General features: G+C 52.9%; 17 protein-coding genes. 2 read left to right on the top strand and 15 right to left on the bottom strand.

Features of this window, described 5'->3' with window-relative positions; genetic code table 11:
- Positions 1-29: 29 nt before the first annotated feature.
- From MKX51_RS11180 to sbnA, 6 genes are all read right to left on the bottom strand, one after another.
- Complete coding sequence (locus MKX51_RS11180) at positions 30-950, bottom strand: metal ABC transporter substrate-binding protein (protein ID WP_340941656.1); 921 nt, start codon at positions 948-950, stop codon at positions 30-32.
- Positions 947-1,789: a metal ABC transporter permease gene (locus tag MKX51_RS11175; RefSeq protein ID WP_036729903.1), complete on the bottom strand. Its 843-nt coding sequence runs from the start codon at positions 1,787-1,789 to the stop codon at positions 947-949. The genes MKX51_RS11180 and MKX51_RS11175 overlap by 4 nt, the downstream gene beginning before the upstream one ends.
- Positions 1,782-2,525 (bottom strand): metal ABC transporter ATP-binding protein, encoded by a 744-nt coding sequence (locus MKX51_RS11170; protein ID WP_340827797.1) that lies wholly within the window; start codon positions 2,523-2,525, stop codon positions 1,782-1,784. Before MKX51_RS11170 ends, MKX51_RS11175 begins: the two co-directional genes overlap by 8 nt.
- Positions 2,526-2,929: 404 nt before the next feature.
- The gene (locus tag MKX51_RS11165; protein WP_340992395.1) at positions 2,930-4,243 is read right to left on the bottom strand and encodes an alkaline phosphatase family protein; all 1,314 of its coding nucleotides are present in this window, start codon (positions 4,241-4,243) and stop codon (positions 2,930-2,932) included.
- 1 nt (position 4,244) lies between these two features.
- Positions 4,245-5,471 (bottom strand): MFS transporter, encoded by a 1,227-nt coding sequence (locus MKX51_RS11160; protein WP_340941659.1) that lies wholly within the window; start codon positions 5,469-5,471, stop codon positions 4,245-4,247.
- Between the two features lie 281 nt (positions 5,472-5,752).
- Positions 5,753-7,993: a 2,3-diaminopropionate biosynthesis protein SbnA gene (sbnA, locus tag MKX51_RS11155; protein WP_340992394.1), complete on the bottom strand. Its 2,241-nt coding sequence runs from the start codon at positions 7,991-7,993 to the stop codon at positions 5,753-5,755.
- 169 nt (positions 7,994-8,162) lie between these two features.
- Here sbnA and MKX51_RS11150 point away from each other — a divergent pair, with 169 nt between their 5' ends.
- Positions 8,163-9,002: a YheC/YheD family protein gene (locus MKX51_RS11150; RefSeq protein ID WP_340992393.1), complete on the top strand. Its 840-nt coding sequence runs from the start codon at positions 8,163-8,165 to the stop codon at positions 9,000-9,002.
- Here MKX51_RS11150 and MKX51_RS11145 read toward each other — a convergent pair.
- From MKX51_RS11145 to MKX51_RS11125, 5 genes are all read right to left on the bottom strand, one after another.
- A complete protein-coding gene (locus tag MKX51_RS11145; protein ID WP_340992392.1) occupies positions 8,999-9,706 on the bottom strand; it encodes a response regulator transcription factor in 708 nt (235 codons plus the stop codon). The two genes, MKX51_RS11150 and MKX51_RS11145, sit on opposite strands and share 4 nt — an antisense overlap.
- Positions 9,703-11,448, bottom strand: coding sequence for a sensor histidine kinase (locus MKX51_RS11140; protein ID WP_340992391.1), 1,746 nt, complete (start codon positions 11,446-11,448; stop codon positions 9,703-9,705). The genes MKX51_RS11145 and MKX51_RS11140 overlap by 4 nt, the downstream gene beginning before the upstream one ends.
- Before the next feature lie 96 nt (positions 11,449-11,544).
- The gene (locus tag MKX51_RS11135; RefSeq protein ID WP_340941665.1) at positions 11,545-13,122 is read right to left on the bottom strand and encodes an extracellular solute-binding protein; all 1,578 of its coding nucleotides are present in this window, start codon (positions 13,120-13,122) and stop codon (positions 11,545-11,547) included.
- A 69-nt stretch (positions 13,123-13,191) separates the two neighbouring features.
- Positions 13,192-14,073 carry a carbohydrate ABC transporter permease gene (locus tag MKX51_RS11130; RefSeq protein ID WP_340941666.1) on the bottom strand — a complete coding sequence of 294 codons (882 nt, stop codon included), beginning with the start codon at positions 14,071-14,073 and terminating at the stop codon, positions 13,192-13,194.
- 17 nt (positions 14,074-14,090) lie between these two features.
- Positions 14,091-15,074 (bottom strand): ABC transporter permease, encoded by a 984-nt coding sequence (locus tag MKX51_RS11125; RefSeq protein ID WP_340941667.1) that lies wholly within the window; start codon positions 15,072-15,074, stop codon positions 14,091-14,093.
- 541 nt (positions 15,075-15,615) lie between these two features.
- Between MKX51_RS11125 and MKX51_RS11120 the strand changes: the two genes are divergently transcribed.
- Entirely contained in the window at positions 15,616-16,410 is a 795-nt protein-coding gene (locus tag MKX51_RS11120) for an AraC family transcriptional regulator (RefSeq protein WP_340992390.1), read from the top strand.
- Here MKX51_RS11120 and MKX51_RS11115 read toward each other — a convergent pair.
- The 4 genes from MKX51_RS11115 to MKX51_RS11100 all read right to left on the bottom strand — a co-directional run bounded on the left by MKX51_RS11115 (position 16,338) and on the right by MKX51_RS11100 (position 21,027).
- Positions 16,338-17,108 (bottom strand): hypothetical protein, encoded by a 771-nt coding sequence (locus MKX51_RS11115; RefSeq protein ID WP_340992389.1) that lies wholly within the window; start codon positions 17,106-17,108, stop codon positions 16,338-16,340. The genes MKX51_RS11120 and MKX51_RS11115 overlap by 73 nt on opposite strands.
- A 57-nt stretch (positions 17,109-17,165) precedes the next feature.
- Positions 17,166-17,846, bottom strand: a complete 681-nt coding sequence (locus tag MKX51_RS11110) for a hypothetical protein (RefSeq protein WP_340992388.1) — start codon at positions 17,844-17,846, stop codon at positions 17,166-17,168.
- A 452-nt stretch (positions 17,847-18,298) separates the two neighbouring features.
- Positions 18,299-19,381, bottom strand: a complete 1,083-nt coding sequence (locus MKX51_RS11105; protein ID WP_445322001.1) for an endo-1,4-beta-xylanase — start codon at positions 19,379-19,381, stop codon at positions 18,299-18,301.
- A 44-nt stretch (positions 19,382-19,425) separates the two neighbouring features.
- Entirely contained in the window at positions 19,426-21,027 is a 1,602-nt protein-coding gene (locus MKX51_RS11100) for a glycoside hydrolase family 43 protein (protein WP_340992387.1), read from the bottom strand.
- Positions 21,028-21,030: the final 3 nt, after the last annotated feature.

Here is a 21,030-nt window from a genome sequence, read left to right as displayed (position 1 = left end):
CGGGCTCTTTTTCGTACACAGGCATCCGCTTATTCCTTCGACAAGCCCTCAATCACCTGATCGATATTCCACTTGATCATCTTCAGATAGGTGTCGCCGTCTTCGCCTTCCTTAGCCAGAGAATCCGTGAAAATCTTGGAGTGCACCGGCACCCCGGTCTCGCGGGATATGGTCTCCATTGTCTTGGGGTTGACGCTCGTCTCCAGGAATAACGCCGGAATCTGCTTCTCCTTGATAATGCCGATAATCCGGTTCATCTGCTCCGGTGTTCCCTGGCTGTCCGTGTTGATCTCCCAGATGAAGGCGGATTCGAAGCCATAGGCCTTGGAAAAGTATTTGAAGGCTCCTTCACTGGTCACCAGGACGCGCTTCTCCTGCGGGACCTTGCTCACGGCTTCCTTGGCATACTGATCCAGCTCGGTCAGCTCCTTCACATACGCGGTCTGGTTATCCAGATAATACTGCTTGTTGTCCGGGTCCCGTTCGATCACACGCGCGGTAATGACATCCACATACTTGACCGCGTTCTGTATATCCAGCCAGGCATGAGGGTCAACCTGAGATTCCTTCCCCTTCTCCGTTAGGTACATCGGAGCAACCTCTTCAGAGACGGCAAACGCGGCCGCTTCCTTCTTCGTCACCTTGAGCAGATCCTGGAACCAGCCCTTCCCGGTCTCCAGATTCAAGCCGTTATAGAAAATAAGGTCCGCACTCGACACCTTGCCTGTATCTGCGGGCAGCGGATCATACATATGCGGGTCTGTGCCGATAGGCACCATGCTATAGACCTCCGCTTTATCTCCGGTGATATTCCGGGTCATGTCGGCAATAATCGAATACGTGGCCACGATCTCCAGCTTACCGTCATCCGCTCCCCCCTTACTGGTGTTGGAGCAGGCTGCTAGTAGTAGAAGGAGTACGGATGCCGATAGTATTTTGAACAGTCTCATGCTTGCTTCAATCCTTTCCGCAGAAAATTATTTTTGGGCGATATGATGAATGAAATGCTGAACAGGGTGACGCCAACCAGCACGATTGTTGCACTTGTCGGCAGATTGTAGCGGAAGCTCACGTATACGCCGATGATCCCCGAGGCTGCCCCTACTGCAGAGGCTAAAACGATCATATGCAGTAAGGAATTAGACCACAGATACGAGGTGGCTGCCGGGATGACCAGCATGGCGATGACCAGCACAATCCCAACCTGGGACAAGGAGGAGACGGTCACTACGGAGAGCAGCATCATCAGCAGATAATGATAGAAGCCGGTCTTCAGCCCGTATGCCTTCGCTACCACCGGATCGAATGAGCTGATCAGCAGTTCTTTGTACAGCAGTGTAATAATGGCAAGCACCGCCAGCATGATGATGAAGGATTGCAGCAGCTCGGATTGCGGAACGGCCAGAATGTTGCCGAACAGAATATGGGTGAGATCCAGCCCGCTGCGGGCGAATGTAATCAGAACAATGCCGAGTGCAAAGAAGGAGCTGAGAATGATGCCGATGGAGGTATCGCTCTTAATATTGCTGCGGCTGGTGATGAATTGAATGAGAATAGCGGCTAACAGGCCAAATAACGAAGCGCCCAGCAGGATGTTAATGCCCAGAATATAAGACAGGGCGACGCCTGGAAGCACAGCGTGAGATAAGGCATCGCCCATCAGCGACATTTTGCGCAGAACGATGAAGCTGCCCAGCGCCCCCGAGACAATCCCGAGGATAATCGCAGATAGCCCGGCGTTAATGGCGTACACTGGAATATTCAGCAGGCTGGATAAGGACTCAAGCATGAGCGGCACCTCCTGCCCCCTGGATCATTACATTGCCCAAGGAGGTACCGTAGGCTCTGCGGATATTCTCCGTGGTGAAGGTATCCTGTACATCTCCGAAGGCGATTAGCTGCTTGTTGAGCAGAATGATTTTGTCAAAATATTCTTCGACCTCATGCAGATCATGATGCACCACCAGGATGGTCTTGCCTTCCTCGCGGAGCTGCTTGAACAGGTTCACAATGATGCGCTCGCTGACCATATCAATGCCCACAAACGGCTCATCCAGGAAAAACACACTGGCCTCCTGAGCCAGCGCCCGGGCGATAAACACCCGCTGCAGCTGCCCGCCGGACAAATTGCTGATCTGCTTATCCGCAAGGTCACCGATCTCCACCATCGCCATGCTGCGCTCCGCAATATTCCGCTCCTTCTTGCCCGGACGCCGGAACAGCTTCAAGTTCGGATAAGTTCCGGTCAGCACCGTATCCTTCACTGTAATGGGAAAAGTCAGGTCAATATCGTTCTTCTGCGGCACGTAGGCGATATTCCGTCTGTACAGGGCGATGTCCTTCCCCTCTGCCTTCACCGTTCCGCTTCTCTTCTTGATTACGTCCAGCAGCGCCTTAATGAACGTGGATTTACCGGCGCCATTAGGCCCGATAATGCCTACCGAATGCCCGAAGGGGATATCGAGCGTCACTCCTTCCAGCGCCGAATGGCCGAAATAATCAACATTTAAACCTTTAATCTGAATCATGTCAGCACCCCGTCTCTTATTTAGCCTATCTGGCTAAATTGAACTAATGATTTTTTAGGTTTTGGAATTGGCTGTTCGCCACTTTTCCCTAAACTTAAATTTTTTAGTTCAAACTATAAAGCCTATTAATATGTCTATTGTTTCTCATCTGCATATATGTTTCCTTCAGGAAACTTTTATTCTTATGGATAATATATTTGATCATAGGCAAATTGTCAACGGTAATTTAAATTTAAATTACAGTCTCCCGCTCCACACCTCCGCATAAGCTAGCTATCATCATATTGGCCTCTGCAATCAACAAAAAAAAGCCCAACCCGGCGGCCGCGTGCGCGGACATCCTGATCAGACCGATGGAAGTTGCTCTATTAGCATTCCTACTACCACTACTATTCCCCTAGCTATGCCTCAAAAATCTCCTCCAACACCCGCCCGTCCCCCGGCCCGAACTCCATCCCCAGAATCCGTCCCATCGTCGGGGCGATATCGACCATCTCCAGGTCACCGATGGGGTAGCTCTGCTTGATCGCGGCCCCTGCGATGACGAGATTGCAGCGGTACCCGCTTGCATCCGGCGAGTAGCCATGCGTAGCATAGCGTATGCCTTCAGCCTGCAGATCGGTGATCAGCGTGTCCGCCAGCGTCTCATCGAAGCTGTAGCCCCGCTGTGCTTCAAGCATGACTTTTGCCACCGGGCTGGCGTGGAGCTGCTTCAGCGTCTCTTCCGTATATACACTCTCGATTCCTGATGCTCCTTCACGCCTATATTCATCCACCACCGCCAAGGCCAGCCGCTGCGCTTCCTCATCTCCGGGCTGCACATGCAGATAAGCTGAACCGCCGCCGCTCTGGAAGTAGGCCCGCCAGTGCATCTCACCGTCCTTGTCAAAGATCAGCCCCTTAGCCTGCAAAAGGTTGTTCAAATGCACCTTGTAGCGCACGTTGAACTGACCATGGTCACCCAGTACCATAATCACCGTCTCCTCCCAGATTCCGGCATCCTCTACCGCCTGCATGATCTCACCCAGCCGGTTGTCCATCCGCAGGATGACATCGTCCACTTCCCCGCTATCCGTGCCGTACATATGCTTGGTGTCATCCAGGTCGATTAGATGCATCAGCAGCAGGTTCGGCTTATGCCGCTTAATTGTATCGGCGGCGCACTTCGTGGTGAAGTTATCGAGCTGCGGCTGGGTGATTCCCTGCCTGATTCGTCCGTATTTCAACTCCAGCCGGGCGCAGTACAGGGGACTGCCGCTTCGCAGTATCTTGAGCGCCTGATTCTCTCCTTTTAGCGCCCGGATCTCTGGAATATTATACTGAATTGAGGACTTGCCGCTTACCGGCCACAGCAGTCCCGCCGTACTCAGACCCGCCTTACGCGCGGCATCATAGATCGTTGGCACCTGGACTGCCTCCCGGAACCAGAACCAGCGCTGCTCCTCCTCCGGCACGAACGGCTGCAGCGGATTGTTGTGATAAACGCCGTGCTTATCCGGGTAGACGCCGGTAGCGATGGTCGTATGCACCACATAAGTGAGCGTGGGATAGACACTTCTCAGACGGTTGCTGTAAGCACCGCTGGTGATCAGCTTCGACAGATTAGGCAGGCGGCTGGCCAGCTCCCAGTGATCCTCAGAGAAGGCATCATAGGAGATGACGATCAGATGCTTGGCTGCCGGGGGTGGTTGCGGTTGCAGTCCAGTAGATTCCATACTATGTCCCCTTTGGCAATGTGATGAAGATCAAGAAGCCGATCAGAAAGAGCGGAATAATCGATAAAATACTGTAGCGGGCATCCCCGCTCAAGGTAGTGGTCAGAGACATTAAGGCAGGGCCGAGAATCGCCGCGAACTTGCCGAAAATATTATAGAACCCGAAGAATTCGTTGGAATTCTCCTTCGGGATGATTTTGGCGAAATAGGACCGGCTAAGCGCCTGAATGCCGCCCTGTGCCGAGCCGATCAGCGCACCCAGCAGGAAAATATGCCATACCGAGCTAATGAAGAACGCTGCGATACAAGAAATAACGTAGGTGAAGATCCCGGCAATAATCAGATTCCGGGCGGAGTAGGTTTTGGCCAGATTGCCATAGAGAATCGCGCAGGGAAAGGCAATAATCTGGATGATGAGCAGAATTCCCAGCAGCGTGAAGGTATCCAGGGCATCTGTGCCGAGGACGGAGGTGGCGTAGGGCACAACCATTTTGATAATCGTATCTACTCCGTCAATGTAGAAGAAGTAGGCGAGCAGGAACACAAAGACGATTCGGTGCTGGCGGATATTCCTGAAGGTGGCAGCGATACGCTGGAAGCTCCGGGCAACAGGCTTCGGCTCAGGCTCGATATAATATCTCTGCTTCACATCGCGGATCATCGGCACCGTAAGCAGCCCCCACCAGAGCGCCGTAATGATGAACCCGATCTGGTAGCCGATGGCCTTGTCCATCCCCAGCAGGAAGATCAGCAGCAGGCTGATGCCGAACGGAATACAACTGAAGATGTAGCCGTAGGCGAACCCCCGGGTAGACACCTTGTCCATCCGTTCGTCCTCCGTAATATCCACCAGGAAGGAATCGTAGAAGATGTTAGACCCGGCGAAGCCGACCGCTGACAGAATGTAAAAGGCGATGAGCAGCTGCCATTGACCGCTGTCCGGGGACACGAAGGCCAGGGAGGCGGTTGCAAGGATACCAAGCGCAGCGAAAAAAATAAAAAACCGCTTCTTCCGGTCCTTATAATCCGCAATCGTGCCCAGAATCGGGCTGAGGACCGCGACCAGAATACTGGCGATGGAGTTGAAGTACCCCAGGTCCATACTGCTGCCCACATTATCGAACATCCCGAAGATAATCGGCAGCAGCGCCGTAGTCACGGCCATCGAATAAGCGGAATTTCCGCAGTCGTACAGAATCCACGATCTCTCCTCTTTGCTTAGCTTCATCTCATCTTCTCCTCTTATAACCGATTGTTTCAGTTATATCACGCGAACATATGAAGCATGTTAATGGGGTGTAAAATCACGGGCGGTTCTGCTATTACGATTACGTCCATCATACCATAGGCCTTCTTCCCAGGTGATGACTATCTCTGAATCCGTTCAATCCTGCTGCCAAGGAGCGCTAAGGGTCAGCTGACAATGAGCTTGGCATTATCAGCCTCCAGCCGATAATACCAAGCTCGTGTCAGGTATGATCGTCCACGTAAATGTTCTCCCTGTTGTAATCACACTAGGAACTCTTCCGTAGCTGATAGCAGCTCCGCTCCGAATTGGCTCTGAACCCAGGTATCCGAGTATACCGTATCGAGGTACCGTTCTCCCTTATCATGCAGGATGGCGGTGCAGACTGCGCCGGGAGGGATCTCCTCCTTAAGTTGCCGAATAGCGGCAAGCACGGCCCCGGAGGAGGCTCCGGCCAGAATGGATTCCCTGCGGGCCAGCGCCCGGCAGCCCTTGACCATATCGGCGTCGGTAACATGCACAATCCGGTCGATCAAATCCGGTCTGCGCAGCGGGGGCACAATACCGGCACCCAGTCCAGGGAAGTGCCGCTTCTTCGCATGGCCGCCAAAAATAACGCTACCCTCTGCATCCACCGCCACAATCCGGGTCCGCAGTCCCTTGTCCTTCACGTATTCTGCCAGTCCGTTTATCGTTCCGCAGGTACTAACACTACAGAACAGGTAATCGACCTGCACCAGTTCCTTCACGATCTCCGGCATAGTCGTATCATAATGGGATAAATAGTTATTGGGATTGGCATACTGATTCGGCCAATAGCTGCCCGGTATTTCCGCGAGCAGCTGCTGCACACGCTTCAGCCGGGCCGGCAGGAATTCCCCGGTTTCGGGATCAGGGCGGTCAATGAAATCAATAGCCGCACCCAGGGCCTTCAGCAGCTGAAGATTCATCCCGGTGGTTCTGGCATCCACCACACTGATGAAGGTCATCCCCAGCTGCTTGCATATCATGGCCAGGCTGATGGCCATATTCCCGGAACTGGATTCAATAATAACGGTCCCCGGCCCAATAAGACTGTCCTTCCACGCTTCCCGGATCATCCGCAAGGCCGGGCGGTCCTTGGCGCTTCCTCCCGGGTTCATCAGCTCCAGCTTGGCGTAGACGCTGAACCCGCTGGCAGGAAACAGATTATCCAGCTTCAGGAGTGGTGTATGTCCGATAGCCGATAAAATCCCGCTGGTAAGCTGAGGCTCTGCCCGCTGCTCCACTGTCTGCGGCTCCGCCCTGCCCTGCATTTGGTCCTTCTCCTTCTGATAATACAGCTTCTTGTTCTTCACCTGTCCGCCCGCAAGCTCCCCATCCTCTGCCATCAGAATGACTTCAATATCGTCAAGCAGGTGATTTGCGATCATCAGACCAATCTCCGGGATGCATGCCCTGATCTCTTCCCTGATGACCGGAACGCAGGATGGAGCAGCTGACCTGCTCTGGATGTACACGGATAATGCATTATGGCTGACCCCGACCCGGACCCTGGCCTGCTGAAGATGACGGTAGACCACCTGTTCAATATCGTAGATGCTGATTTTCTCCCCATGCTTCAGCTCACGGCCCACCCGCTTGACGATGGACTGGAAGCTCTGCCGCTCCACCCCGTCTACCTGCACAGTCCTGAAATCCCTCACCACATCATAGGTGACAAACCGGAGGGCTGGCAGCAGCTTACGCACGGTTGAAGTTAACACCAGAATGCCTTCGCCGTTACCCAGCGGGTCGAGCCCTTCCCCTACGATCTCCGTTCCCACAGCTTCGGCAACGATGCCTTCAGCCAGCAGATACCGGCCCAGCTCATGCGAATAATAAGCAATCGTGCCGATTTCAATCGACCCGTACGTATCGGTAATATCCTGCGGCTTCAGGCCGAACAGGCGGGCCATGTTCTGCTGCCACTCGCGGGTAGCGATCTCGCCGACCAGAATGATTTTGCGGATTCCGAACGCCCGGGGGTCCTCCGCAGCATATACGATATGATCCAAGATCGAGGGCATGGTGTACAGCAGGTCGGGCTGGAAAGCCTGAATACGCTCAATATGCTGTTCTACCGGCAACTCGAAGGGAATGGAGCTGTTCACCAGTCCCAGCCGTGCAAATATAGCCAGCGCCGTATGCGCAGCATGTCCGGTTCCCATATCCGCCAGCGCCCGGGCACATCCGCTTCCCTGAAGCAATTCCCCGAACAGCCTGGTTTTGATATCGATATAATGCTGTTCATCCTCTTCCGAATAGACGATTGCCTTACGCCGTCCTGTACTGGTGCCCGAGGTCCGGTAGACGGCATGGGAAGCATCGGGTTCGTTGTTATAATAATGAATATCCAGCAGATCCGAAGTCATAAGGGGAAGCTGCTCCAGACTGTAATTCACGTGCTCATTGCCGATAAGATCCTTGTACCAGGGGAAGTACCTGATTACTTCGTTTACTTTATCCCGCCACTGCTCCGCCATTCCTCTCGACGCCTCCCGCACCGGTTGCCTGAACGCAGCCCCGGATGAATACCTTCAATAATCTATGTAATCATCGGCCTGTGTGTTCGGCCCCGGGGCATCCGCCCAAGCCAAATCCTGCTCTGTACCGTACTATAGCCTATTAGAGTCCATAGAACGGGGGAGTAGCATGAAGGAGCAAATCAGCCGAATCTCCAATAAATTAACGAAGACAACGGTACTGGCGAAGAAGTCTGAATTAAAGCGACATATCCCGGAGACCCGGCAATTAAGCCGGAGAGTACTCCAGGCCATGCTGCAAAATCATCAGATGGTCTACATTAAGCCCTGCTGCGGTTCGTTGGGCGAAGGCGTCATAAGGGTTGAACAGCGGATGCTGCGGAGCAGTAGCGGCGCTGGCGGAAGCGGGACTGATTCGGGGACCAGACGGTCCTACCGCTATCAGGCAGGGACAAGGATACGCACATTCGGTAATTATAACGAGGCCTATCAGGCCCTCCTGGCGGAGACCCGGGGCCGATCCTATCTGGTGCAAAAGGGCATCCGGCTGCTGACTTACGGCGGACGGCCTTTTGATATCCGGGTGATGGTGCAGCGTAATCTTCAGGGGGAGTGGGAGGCTACCGGAGCGGCGGGACGCGTGGCACATCCGCAGAAGGTGGTTACGAATGGCAGCCAGGGCGGAACCATCTATCCGGTGGAGACGCTGCTGAAGGCTTACACCCGTTCAGAAAAAAGCAGTGAGCTGCTTGCCCAAATGTACAAACTTGGCGTGAAGTGCGCCCTCCAGTTAAGCTCTGCCTATCCCGGACTTAAGGAAATCGGCCTGGATTTGGCCTTGGACCGGCGGCTGACTCCCTGGATTCTGGAGGTGAACACCGCCCCCGATCCCTGCCCGTTCACCAAGCTGAAGGATACCCGGATGCTGGACCGGATCGTAAGATACGGCACAGCCTACGGGCGTACCTACAAGCTGAAGTGCATGAAGGCCAAGAGGGGAATTAATTAGTGATTGTCACGGTAAGAGCCCGGGGTGCTGCCGGTGTATTTTTTGAACACTTTGTTGAAGTAATGCTTGTTCTCATACCCGACCCGGCGTCCGATCTCACCTACCGGCAGATCCCGGTGGAGGCTTAGCAGCTTCTGCGCTTCCTTGATCCGGGTGGTATTCAGGTAATTGACGAACGTATCGCCGGTGACCTTCTTGAACAGGCTGCTAATGTAATTCGGATGAAGATGCATCAGCTCAGCCAGATGATCCAGGGACAGGTCATTCATGTAATTCAGCCGGGTATAGGCAAGAATCCGTTTGGCATGAGGCGGACAGTCCGTACTGTCCAGGGAGGGAAGATTCCGGTTCACCAGACTCAGCAGCCGGGCTACCTCCTCCTTATCCACCGGCTTCAGCAGGTAGTCCACTACCCCGTAGCGGAGCGCCCGGCGGGCATATTCGAAGTCATCATGTCCGGTAAGAATAATGAAGCGCTCACATAAACCGTTCTCCTTCGCCTCCTCCATCATCTCGAACCCGTTTTTCTCCGGCATATGCAGATCGGTTACCGTCACATCCGGCATGTATTCCTTCATAATCTGAAGCGCCTCGAAGGCGTCGCCGGCCTCGCGGATCTCGGCTCCGACCGGCGCGGCTCCGCCAATCACCTTCACCAGCCCTCCAAGGATAATCGGCTCATCGTCTACGATCAGAATTCTCATGCTTGCTCTGCCGCCCCTTTCGATAGGATGATGGTCAGGCAGGTCCCCTTGCCCTCTTCACTCTCAAGATCCAGCCGTGAAGTCCCGCCATAGAATGATTTAATCCGTTCGCTGACATTATACAGCCCCACGCCTCCCTCCGCCTCCTCCTGAGTCCTCACCTCTTCTGCGCGGGATAACCGGGCGCGAATAAGCCGCACTTGGTTCTCAGGAATGCCAATGCCGCTGTCCGACACGCTGATTCGAATCTCATCCGCCGTCTCCTTCGCCTGAATCAGGATATGGACCGGCCGCAGTGTCACGGCAACTCCGTGAATAATACTATTCTCGACCAGCGGCTGGAGGATGAATCTTGGACAGATCAGGTTCTCGGCAGCCACAGCGATATCGACCTCATAGGTAAGTCTTTTTTGCAGCCGCATTTTGTGAATATTGAGGTAGAAAACTACGGTCTCAAGCTCTTGGGAGAGAACGGTATGATCGTCCTGGGCGGACAGGCTGTAGCGCATCAGCTTGCCGAACCAGTAAGAGATCTCCGCCACTTCCTTGTCGTTGTTCGATTCGGCCAGCATGCGGATGGTCTCCAGCGTATTATAGAGAAAATGCGGCTTGATCTGGGCCTGGAGCACCTTGTAAGCGGCTTCCTTATTGCGCAGCTCGGCCCGGTGGACATTGTTGATCAGCTCATCCATGCGCAGGAGCATCGAATTGTAGGTCTCGGTCAGGAAGCTGATCTCATCCCTGCGGCCCGGCTTATCTTCCTTGCTGACCGACTGCTTCAGGTTGTCATCGTTCAGATTGCGCATATGCCTGGCGAGCCGGAGTACGCGCTTCGTAATCGTTGATGCAAGTGTGTAATAGGCGAACGACAATAACGCAAGCAGCACCGCGAATGTCGTAATCATCACCAGCTCCTGGCTCCTGATCGAGCGGAACACCTCGGATACCTTGCCGATTACCGCGACACGTACGCCCAGTTCCTTCATATATAGCTGATTAACAATGACCTCCCGGTTAATGAAATAGGTCTGTGCTTCTCCCGAAGCCAGTCTGCTCCAGGTGGCATCGTCCACCGCTGCGGGAATGCCTTCCCGCTCCAGCGGCTCACCCTCTGCCGGCAGAAGCAGCGCGGTCCAATCCCCTCCGCCTGTTGCCCGGTAGAACTTGCGGATCAGCTCACTGCCGACCCGCAGCTCCAGCAATCCCACAATCTCGGTAAAGTCATTATTATATATTTTCTGGTAGAATACCAGCGGGGGCGCTTCCACTTCAGGATCGGGAATGATCCACTTGCCCTGGCCCGGCCGGAGTATACGGGTAGCCTCGGCACCCTGTTCATCCAGCGCCGATAGTTCGAGCAGCCGGTCAGTAATGGGCAGCACGCCCTGCTTGGTTATATAGATTCTGAACGTGTCGATCTCAGGACTGATATTAAGCGATTGCAGAATCACCGGATTGATATAACGGTTATAGGCATATATGCTCTCTGAGTCCGTCTCATAGCTGCCGTCCAGATAGTCGGTGACATACGGGTTGTACTGCAGCATACGCTGGGTGGAATCAATCCGAGCCAGATCCGCCTTCATATTGGCATAGGCCTGCTCCAGTATCTTTTGACGGCTCTCCACAAACTGGCTGCTTACACTGTCATAGATCTTACTATAATAATAGTAGCCAAACGTAACTACAGGAATAAAAATCAGAAAGATATACCCTACTATCATCTTGCGTACAATGCTCACGGCAGTCTGTCCCTCCGGTGCCCGACTTGTGTTCTCTAATCCTACCATGAACATGTAAAACCCGGTAGAGACAGGTCTCTACCGGCAGGAATTCGCTTACTTGAACAGTTCTTTCTTCTTCTGATAGGTCGCATTCGCCCAATCGGTCAGCTTCTGCAGGCCGATGTTCTCTGCGTTCTTCAGCATATTCTCATAGGCTGCTACTGCGGCTTCCTCCGACTCAGCCAGATAGATTTTGACCTTCTCATTCTTGACCATCTCATCAATCTTGGTCTTAATGGTCTTCTCCTGTGAATCCGGCTGAGTCTGGATCAGGCCGATCTCCGGCTTATAGACTCTGACGGACTTCAGCTCCATCAGTGCCTGGGTCTTCTGCAGCTCAGGAACATAGGACAGCATGCCCTCCGTAACTCCATCGTTATACAGATACCACCACTTAATCCCGTTGCTGTTCACGAAATCGGCATCGGACGGATTGTATTTGAAATCGGGGTGGCCTTCTTCATTCCAGGTCCAGTGCACGCCCTCTACCCCGAACATCGTCAGCTTCTTGCCCTCGTCGCTGGCCAGATATTGCATGAATTTGATGGAGGCCTCCGGGTCCTTATTCTTCTTGGTGATGAAGGTTCCGGAGAAGCCGAGTCCTGAGCTGACTACCTTGGCATCCTTCGACAATACGCTTGGCAGCATCTTGAAGGAGAAGTTCCCCTGATTGCTCTTGATCTTGATGTTATCGGTATCTGCGGTGGAGACGGTGTGGCTATGGGCGAAGGCTTTGCCGCCCGTAGCATATTGATCATCAATCTGGTCATTGGCCAGTGCGAAATTCTCAGCCAGGATATATCCGTTGCGGTACAGGCTATTCATGAACTTGAAGAAGTCCAGCATCTTAGGCTGCCTGATCGCATATTCCACCTTGCCGTCCTGCTCATACCAGCCGTCGAGCAGGGTCTCCGTACCGAACTGGGCCAGGAAATACTGTTCGATCCAGTCCTTGTCCATGATCAGCGGGACCATCTCGGGATATTTCTCCTTGACCATGCCCAGCACCTTGACGAAATCATCCAGGGTCTTGATCGGCGGATTCCCCAGCTCCTTCAGAATATCCTCCCGTACCGCGATGCCCGGGTTGCCGTCGCTGCCTAACGAATATTTACTATTCGCCATCTCCTCCTGGGTAGCAAAGGAATTCCGCACGGTATAGAACTTGCCGTCATCCATGGTATGAATAGCAATCCGGGTCTTGTCAATCTTGAAATCCGGCGCATATTTCTCAATCAGCTCATTCCAGGAATATGACAGCTTCGAGTCGGATAACCGGTCTATGTTGGAAGAGGTGAACACCAGGTCCGGCAGGTCACCGGAGGCAATCATCAGCGGAAGCTGCTTATCATCGGTAGCGACCGTAACCTTCAGCTTCACTCCCGTCTTCTCGGTAATCATGTCGGCGACCGGGCCCTTCCATTCCGTAACCGGGTACCACGACGCATCGATGAAGAGGCTTAACTCCTTCACCTGTCCGGGCTTGGCCGGTGCATTCCCGCCTGCTGCGGCGTCCGGGCTGCCGGACGGGGCGGGCTGGGCGGTATTTCCCCCGTTACCGCCACAGGCGGATAACACTACGGCCATTGAGAGTGCGGCTGCGACGATCTTGAAGCTTCTGCTTTTGTTCAAGCTAATCCCTCCATGATTGAATTAATGAGCTGTATGAGCAATGGAACATTTGAACACTGAAGCACTGGCCTAGCCTTTTACCGAACCCAGCATGATGCCATGAACAAAATACTTCTGCAGGAACGGGTACACACAGATAATGGGAACAATGGAAACGACCATTGAAGTGACCTGTAAGGAGAAGCTGGTCACACCCGCCGAGGCACTGTTGGCTACCGCCAGCGAATCCATCGGAGAGTTGCTCTTGTTGATGACCTCCATCATGCGGAAGGCCAGCGTACGCAGCTCCTCGGACTGGACGAAATAAGCCGAATCCAGCCAGGAATTCCATTGCCCCACCCCCATGAACAAGGCCATAGTCGCCAGCACCGGCGTTGAGACCGGCAGGATGATGCGGAAGAATATCGTAAGCTCACCGGCCCCGTCTATATGCGCAGATTCTTTTAGCTCAGCGGGAATTTCACGGAAGAATGAGATCGCAATGAGCAGGAAGAACGTGCTGAGCATGGACGGGATGATATACACCGCAAAGGAATTTAACAAGCCTAGTGAACGCAGGACTACATAATAAGGGATCAGTCCGCCGGAGAAGTACATAGCGAATACGATCACTGTGAAATAGACCTTGCTGAATAACAGATCACGATGGGATAGACCGTAAGCGACGATGCTGGTGAGCAGCAGTCCGAGCAAGGTGCCGGACACTGTCCGCAGTACGGAGACCAGGAACGCCTTCACCCACTTGGGATCATCCATGAACACCCGGTAATTCTCCAGGGTAAAATTCCGGGGCCACAGATACACACCGCCCAGCAGCGAGTCCGAGCCTTTATTGAAGGAGGCAATTAACACATAATAGAACGGATACAGCATCGTAAGCATAATAATGAACAATACCACATAGATCACGCTGTCAAAAACAAAATCCTTCTGCCGCTGACTCTTCAGCATAGCCTTCCCTCCTTTCTCTAAAACAGACTTGAGCCTGACACCCGCTTGGCGATATAGTTACTGGAGAATATCAGCGCTACCGAAATTACCGATTGAATTAAATCGATCGCCGCTGCATAGGAGAACCGCCCGTCGCTTAACCCCACCCTGAATGCGTAGGTCTGGACAATCTCAGAGGTTGGATTATTGATACTGTTGCCGAGCAGGTAGGCCTGCTCGAAGTTGGAGCCTACCAGTCCGCCGCCGAGAATACTTCCGATGGTCAGCACCAGTACAACAACGATGGTTCCCTTCATCCCCGGCAGGGTGATATAACGGATTCGCGCCAGCCTTCCAGCACCGTCAATCTCAGCAGCCTCATACAGGGAAGGACTGATCCCCGAGATCGCTGCCAGAAAAATAATCGTCCACCAGCCCATCTCCTTCCACACCGCACTCCCTACCGCCAGCCCCCAAAAGTAATTCGGACTGGTCAGGAAGGCCAGCGGCTCATCCGTGAAGCCCATCGCCATCAGCGCCTTATTGACCACACCGACATCGGCGGACAGGAAGGCATAGGATACGCCAACCACGACCACCCAGGAGATAAAATGCGGCAGATAGCTGATCGTCTGCACAAACCGCTTGAAGGCCATGTGCTTCACTTCATTCAGCATGATTGCCAGCAGGATCGGCGCCGGGAAGGCGAAGATGACCTTCAGCAGACTGAGGACCAGCGTGTTGCGGACCAGCTTGCCGAATTGATAGTCATGGACAAATTCATCGAAATACCTCAACCCGACCCAATCGCTGGTGAAGATTCCTTTGATGCCGCCGGAGATGCTGTAATCCTTGAACGCCATCAGAATGCCGAACATCGGAGTATACGCGAAGATCAGCAGATAGATCATGCCTAGCCCGACGAACAAATGCAGTACTTTCTGTTTTTTAAACCGCTTCCATAAAAACGACCGCCGGCCGCCGCCGGTTCCGGGACTTTTTGGCTGTGTTTCCAATTCCATATGCGCTCCTCCCTCGTACCTTTAGTTTACCTGCAAGCTCCGGGACGGCGTAAGCCAACATTCTTAAGAAAGCGTTGTCATTTTTGAATACGGCTAAGACATACTTAACTGGCTCCATCTACATTATTATATAAATTGAACTAATTATTTTTATGTTTTGGGATTAGCCGCGACTCCAGAGAAGTTTTGGACTTCCGGCCGCTGTTGTATTAGGATTTCCTGATTGAAACCGCTCCTCGCGGTAGAAATCCAAATACAAAGGCGGACGCTACCGCTCCTACAGTTCCAAAATTCCCCTCCGTCCCTTTTCCTTTAACTTGAGTTATCAAGTTCAATCTATATAGTTGCATAAACGCCTATAAAATCCAGTTAATTCTGACAGCCTGTTGGGGTATTATGCAGGAAGTCCAAATATTCACTATAGTGACGACTGGGCATAGAGCCAGTGGCTGATATTCAGCTTATAATAGTAGTATTATCATTTTAAAGGGTACAGGTGCCGACTATGAACTCTAGGGAATACGGACTCAATGAGGGTCCAATGGTAAAAGGAAACGGATATAAGCCCCCCAATCTGCACAGATGGGGACCCGGCGTCCGGGATGTATATGCGCTGCATTATATCGTAAGCGGCAGGGGCTACTTGAAGACCGGCCAGACGGTACACCCTGTGGAGACGGGCGAGAGCTTCATGATTTTTCCGCAGACGGAGGTGTATTATTATCCTGATCCGCAGGACCCGTGGGCGTATTGCTGGATCGAGTTCAGCGGGGCAGAGGCTCTGCGCTTGCTTGCCATGATTCATATCTCACCGGACCAGCCCGTTGTAACGGCTGCCCCGCAGGATTTCAGAGCTATGTACGATGAGGTCAAGGGATATCAACAGGAGCCGTATGCACGGGAGCGCTCGGATGCGGCGCTTCATCTGCTGCTGTCGTATTACATGGAGTATTATCCGAGTGAGCAGGCCAGTCTCAAGAAGGACTATGTAGGGTCAGCGAAGGCCTATATCGAGAGTAACTATTGGAAGTCTTCCTTGTCGGTGCTGGATGTGGTGGAATATGTGTCGATTGAGCGCAGTTACCTGTTCCGGCTGTTCAAAAAAGAGACAGGCACCTCCATCTCCAGCTACCTGACCACCTTGCGCATCCGGCGGGCCTGTGAGCTGCTGGCGGAGTCGCGGTTGTCGGTGAAGTCGTTGTCTTACTCGGTCGGCTACCACGACCCGCTGTACTTCTCGAAGATATTCAAGAAGGTTACTTCCTACACGCCTTCACAGTATAGGAAGGTGTATAGGGAGGGGAAGATCGTTCTTCCTGCGGCGGATGGCGGGTGAGATTGGCGGGTGCGGGGACAAGCTGCCTGTGCAGTGAGCGATGGCGGGCGCAATGTAATCAGTTTTTCGATTACATTTCCATCCACACCACCCGTCCGGCCGACTGTAATCGGTTTTTCGATTACATTTCCATCCGCACCACCCAGCCGGCGCAATGTAATCGGTTTTTCGATTACATTTCCGTCCACACCACCCATCCGGCGCAATGTAATCGGTTTTTCGATTACATTTTCGTCCACGCCCCCCGTCCGGCCGATTGTAATCGGTTTTTCGATTATATTTCCATCTACGCCTCCCGTCCGGCCGACTGTAATCGGTTTTTCGATTACATTTTCGTCCACGCCCCCCGTCCGGCCCATTGTAATCGGTTTTTCGATTACATTTTCGGCCACGCCCCCCGTCCGGCCGACTGTAATCGGTTTTTCGATTATATTTCCCTCCACGCCCCCCGTCCGGCGCAATGTGATCGGTTTTTCGATTACATTTCCATCCGAACCACCCATCCGGCCCATTGTAATCGGTTTTTCGATTACATTTCCATCCGCACCGCCCATCCGGCCCATTGTAATCGGTTTTTCGATTACATTCCCGTCCGCACCGCCCATCCGGCGCAATGTAATCGGTTTTTCGATTACATTTTCGTCCGCACCACCCATCCGGCGCAATGTAATCGGTTTTTCGATTACATTTTCGTCCACGCCTCCCGTCCGGCCCATTGTAATCGGTTTTTCGATTACATTCGGTGACGCTGTTTTTTAGACCAAATCTGGGCTTTGAATGGTGCCTATATACTCGTAGTATGTAACTCGCGGAGAAGTCCCTCTCGCTACAGGGCGGAATTTCCCTTTATCCACCAGCATACGGCTGTATTTAATAATTGTGGTGTAGTGTAGCTCAAGCTCTCTCGCTGCATCGCCGGGACGAAGGACACGATAGTTACGGATAGCTAACCTCATCAAATCCCGTTCAATTCTGGAATAGGATTTCTCTGTGCTTCTATTAGCAGTTCCTGCCAACAAGTAAGGAGTCAGCACATTCCGCAGTGTGGAAAGGACAAAAGACGGATTCTCTTTCATCTCATCCAGCGAGATATAAAGAACCATATAGTCCTGCGATTGCAGGAAGAGACCGCGATTCAAGTCCATCCGGTATTTGCTCCGGTCCGTTCCATGCGATCCGTAATCCATAATTTCAAATGCAATACGCGAGGAACCAACCTCCCACAGTAAATCAATAAAATAGGATCTGCCGCGCCAATCCTTAACTTCATATTCCGGATGGAGTCCGTGAAAATGTCCGGTAAGTGGCCACCACACACATTCAACAAATAAGCGGTTACCGTAGCTATGCCCCCGCTTAAGTGCATCAAGCCGCTCCCCCTTTCTTTGTTTCAAATGCTTGTTTAACCACTGGTCATGTTCTTCTGTAAATCCCACTTTAATTCCCCCGCTCTGCAATGAGATTAATCTATAAACGCACAAAACCCCGCCTCCTTCTACAAGAGAAGGGAGCGGGGCATACTTTGCCACGTTCAATATATTTATTACTAGTGTGCCACTTTTGGTCAGCGAACGCAAGATGAAAATCACAAGCTGCCTTCCGGTCCGCCTGTGCCTGCCCAATGTGTGCGGTTTTTCGCTTACATTCGGCTCGCACACCTCCGCACTGCCCAATGTGTTCGGTTTTTCGACTACATTTGGTCCACGCGCCTCCGCACTAACCAATGTGTGTTCGGTTTTTCGACTACATTTGGCCCATGCACCTCCGCACTGCATCCCACCAAAAAAAGGCTGCTCCCGGCGCGTCTTACCACGCATGGGGAGCAGCCATATTCATGCATCAGTAACAGCCTTGTTCACACTTTGGCAACAGCCCTTATGCTGTCACCTTACTCGGCCGGAACGGGTTCCAGCACCGGCTGGAGATCCAGTTGCAGGTCTGGCTCAACCACACTGTCCGGCTGGATTACGCTGTCGGTGATGTCCTGGGTGTCGGCGGTTTCCATCAGGGCCGAGGAGCCGCCCAGGTATTGCTTCAGCCACTTCATCGCCGGGCGCTCTGTACCGTTGGAATTCACCAGATGGGTATTCGCTGCCCAAGTCTGATTCTGGATGTAGCCCCACAGGGTTACGCCCTTAACGGAAGGATGGTTCCAGAGCACAGGGAATTTCTGTTGGTATCTGGCAAGCTGGGTGTTGTCATCACCGGTAATATCCAGCTCGGAGACATAGATTGGCAGGCCTGTTGCAGCAAGCTTATTCAGTACAGTATTCATGGTGCTCACACTAACGTTATCCATATTGAAGTAGTGACACTGAATACCAATACCATCGATCAGTCCTCTGGACTTCAGGTGATTGATAATGGTCACATACTTATCGGCCGCGCTGGGGTCACCGATAATGCCATATTCATTGATGAGCAGCTTGGAATTCGGGAACGCCGCCCGGGCTTGCTGGAAGGACCAGATGACCCAATCCCAGCCGGTGCTTCCCTCACCGCCGATGGCATTACGGTACGAAGGCTTGGCATGAAGCGGTTCATTGACAACATCCACGAAGGCTGACTTGGCCGAATAACGCTGCCCTGCCTGAGTAATGAACGAGCTGATCTCCGCTTTCTGCTCCGCTGCCGATAAGCCGGCAACCCAGTTAGGCTCCTGGCTTCCCCAGACCAGGGTATGGAACTTGAACGGGATGTTTTTGCTAATCGCATAATTATAGATCATGTCCGCATTGCCCCAGTTCATCTGGTTGCGGTTGCCTTCAATCGCTCCCCATTTGGTGCCGTTCTCAGGGGTGACCTGATTCCAATAGGTGGTGAAGTTGCTGGGAGCACTGCCTGCAATAATATTCCCCAGGAACTTCGATCCGTTGGTAATTGCTGCGCTGGCATTGCCTGCCATCACAGAGGTGAGCAGGACACTCGCTAAGGCGAGCCCGCCCACAACCTTCTTGATTCTATTCTTCAATTGAATACATCTCCTTTTTCTAATTGGGTTCAAATTCAAACAAGCTATTCCAGACGCAGATAATCAAAATCCGCATAGCCGCCCGCTGACTTCGTCGCATAATTAAACAGTGCAAACCGGTAGCCCATAAAGTGAGGCAGCGTATAAGACATCTGCAGCGTATTCCCTATGGATGTCCAGTTGTTGCCGTCCAGACTATAGGAGAAGTACGCCTTATCCGTCTGATTAGTGAAATCGCAGAGCACCTTCAGATAGACTCTGTTCTGGCTGAGCGGCACACCCGCCACTTGAGTCATAGACCCGGAGCTGGCATTGACCATCACAATGGATTTGGAATTGCCGGACATTTTCACGCCGACGAACCCGTATTTCGCCTGAAAAGCAGCCAGTCCGGCAACGTCCCCGTCCTTCATTCCGCCCGTCTCCAGAGCCGTGACGCCTGTGCTCTTCGGTCCGAACGTCCGCTGGGTCAGCGTGTTCCGGGCATCCAGCAGACTTGTGCTTACCTTGCCGGTCGTCAGCCGCATGAAGCCTTGGCGCTGAGTCAGCGACCACTTCGAGTTATCAGGATTGTGGTTCCACTGCCAGACCTTAGCCAGCCCTGAGCCTGAAGATGGTGCTGTGAACTCGTCTGACGCGTACACCTTCTTCACCGGATACCCTTCGGCAGGCAGGTTCAGGGTCCGCGGCGCCTTACCCCCGCTTCCGAAGACCGGCCAGTTCCCTGACCAGGTTACCGGCACCAGATACGGCATCCGCCCGACCGCCCCGCTGTCTCTGAAGAGCATCGCGTACCAAGAGCCGGATGGCGTGTCCACGATTCCTCCCTGGGCAATGCCCGAGTCGTTAAGTGACACCTGCCCCGTATAGCCTCCGGTTAAGCTGGTGGAGCGGTAGGTCAATTGGGTGCGTCCGCTTCCCGAAGGCCAGCAGATCAGGAACACATAATAATAGCCGTTAATCTTCTGGATATGCGCGCCTTCGGCCTTCACGACGAAGCTCGAACCGGCAATATTGCTGGAATTCGGGATGATGACCTGACTGATTCCGCCAGACTTAATCGCCTTGGCATCTGCCGTCAGCTCAATCAGGCTGATATTATCAACTCCGTACACCAGGAAGACCCGGCCATTGTCGAACAGCAGCGACGCATCGTGATAATAGCTGTTCAGGACCGATGAGGTCCAGGGGCCATTTTCTATATTCGAGGTCTGATAGATATAAGTCCGGCCGATAGAGTTGGACCCGAAGGACACATAGTAGATCCCGTTATTGTACCGGATGCTGCTTGCCCAGGAACCCTTGCCATACTCATTCTGTCCGTTGTTCAGGTTCTGGGCATCCCCGTTCGCATACGTATCGTAGACATAGTTCACGATTTCCCAGTTCACCAGATCATAGGACTTCATGATAGGGACTCCGGGGGTCATATGCATGGTGGTGCTGGTCATGTAATACACATTGCCTACCCTGATGACATCATTGTCCGGGGCATCGGCATAGATAAACGGGTTCGTGAAGGTCGCGGCCGCAGCCGTAGAAGGATTGAACAGGATGCCGAGCATGAGCGAAATTGCCAGCAGGTACAGCCCTGTTTTTTTAAAAATAGAATTTATATGTTGCACACGGCCGTTTCCACTTGCCATAGC

Origin of the sequence: Paenibacillus sp. FSL M7-0420 (assembly GCF_038002345.1) — a bacterium.
In the GTDB taxonomy this organism is placed as follows: Bacteria; Bacillota; Bacilli; order Paenibacillales; family Paenibacillaceae; genus Paenibacillus_AQ.
Note: the sequence above shows the minus strand (reverse complement) of the source record. Positions and strands in the feature narration are given on the sequence as shown.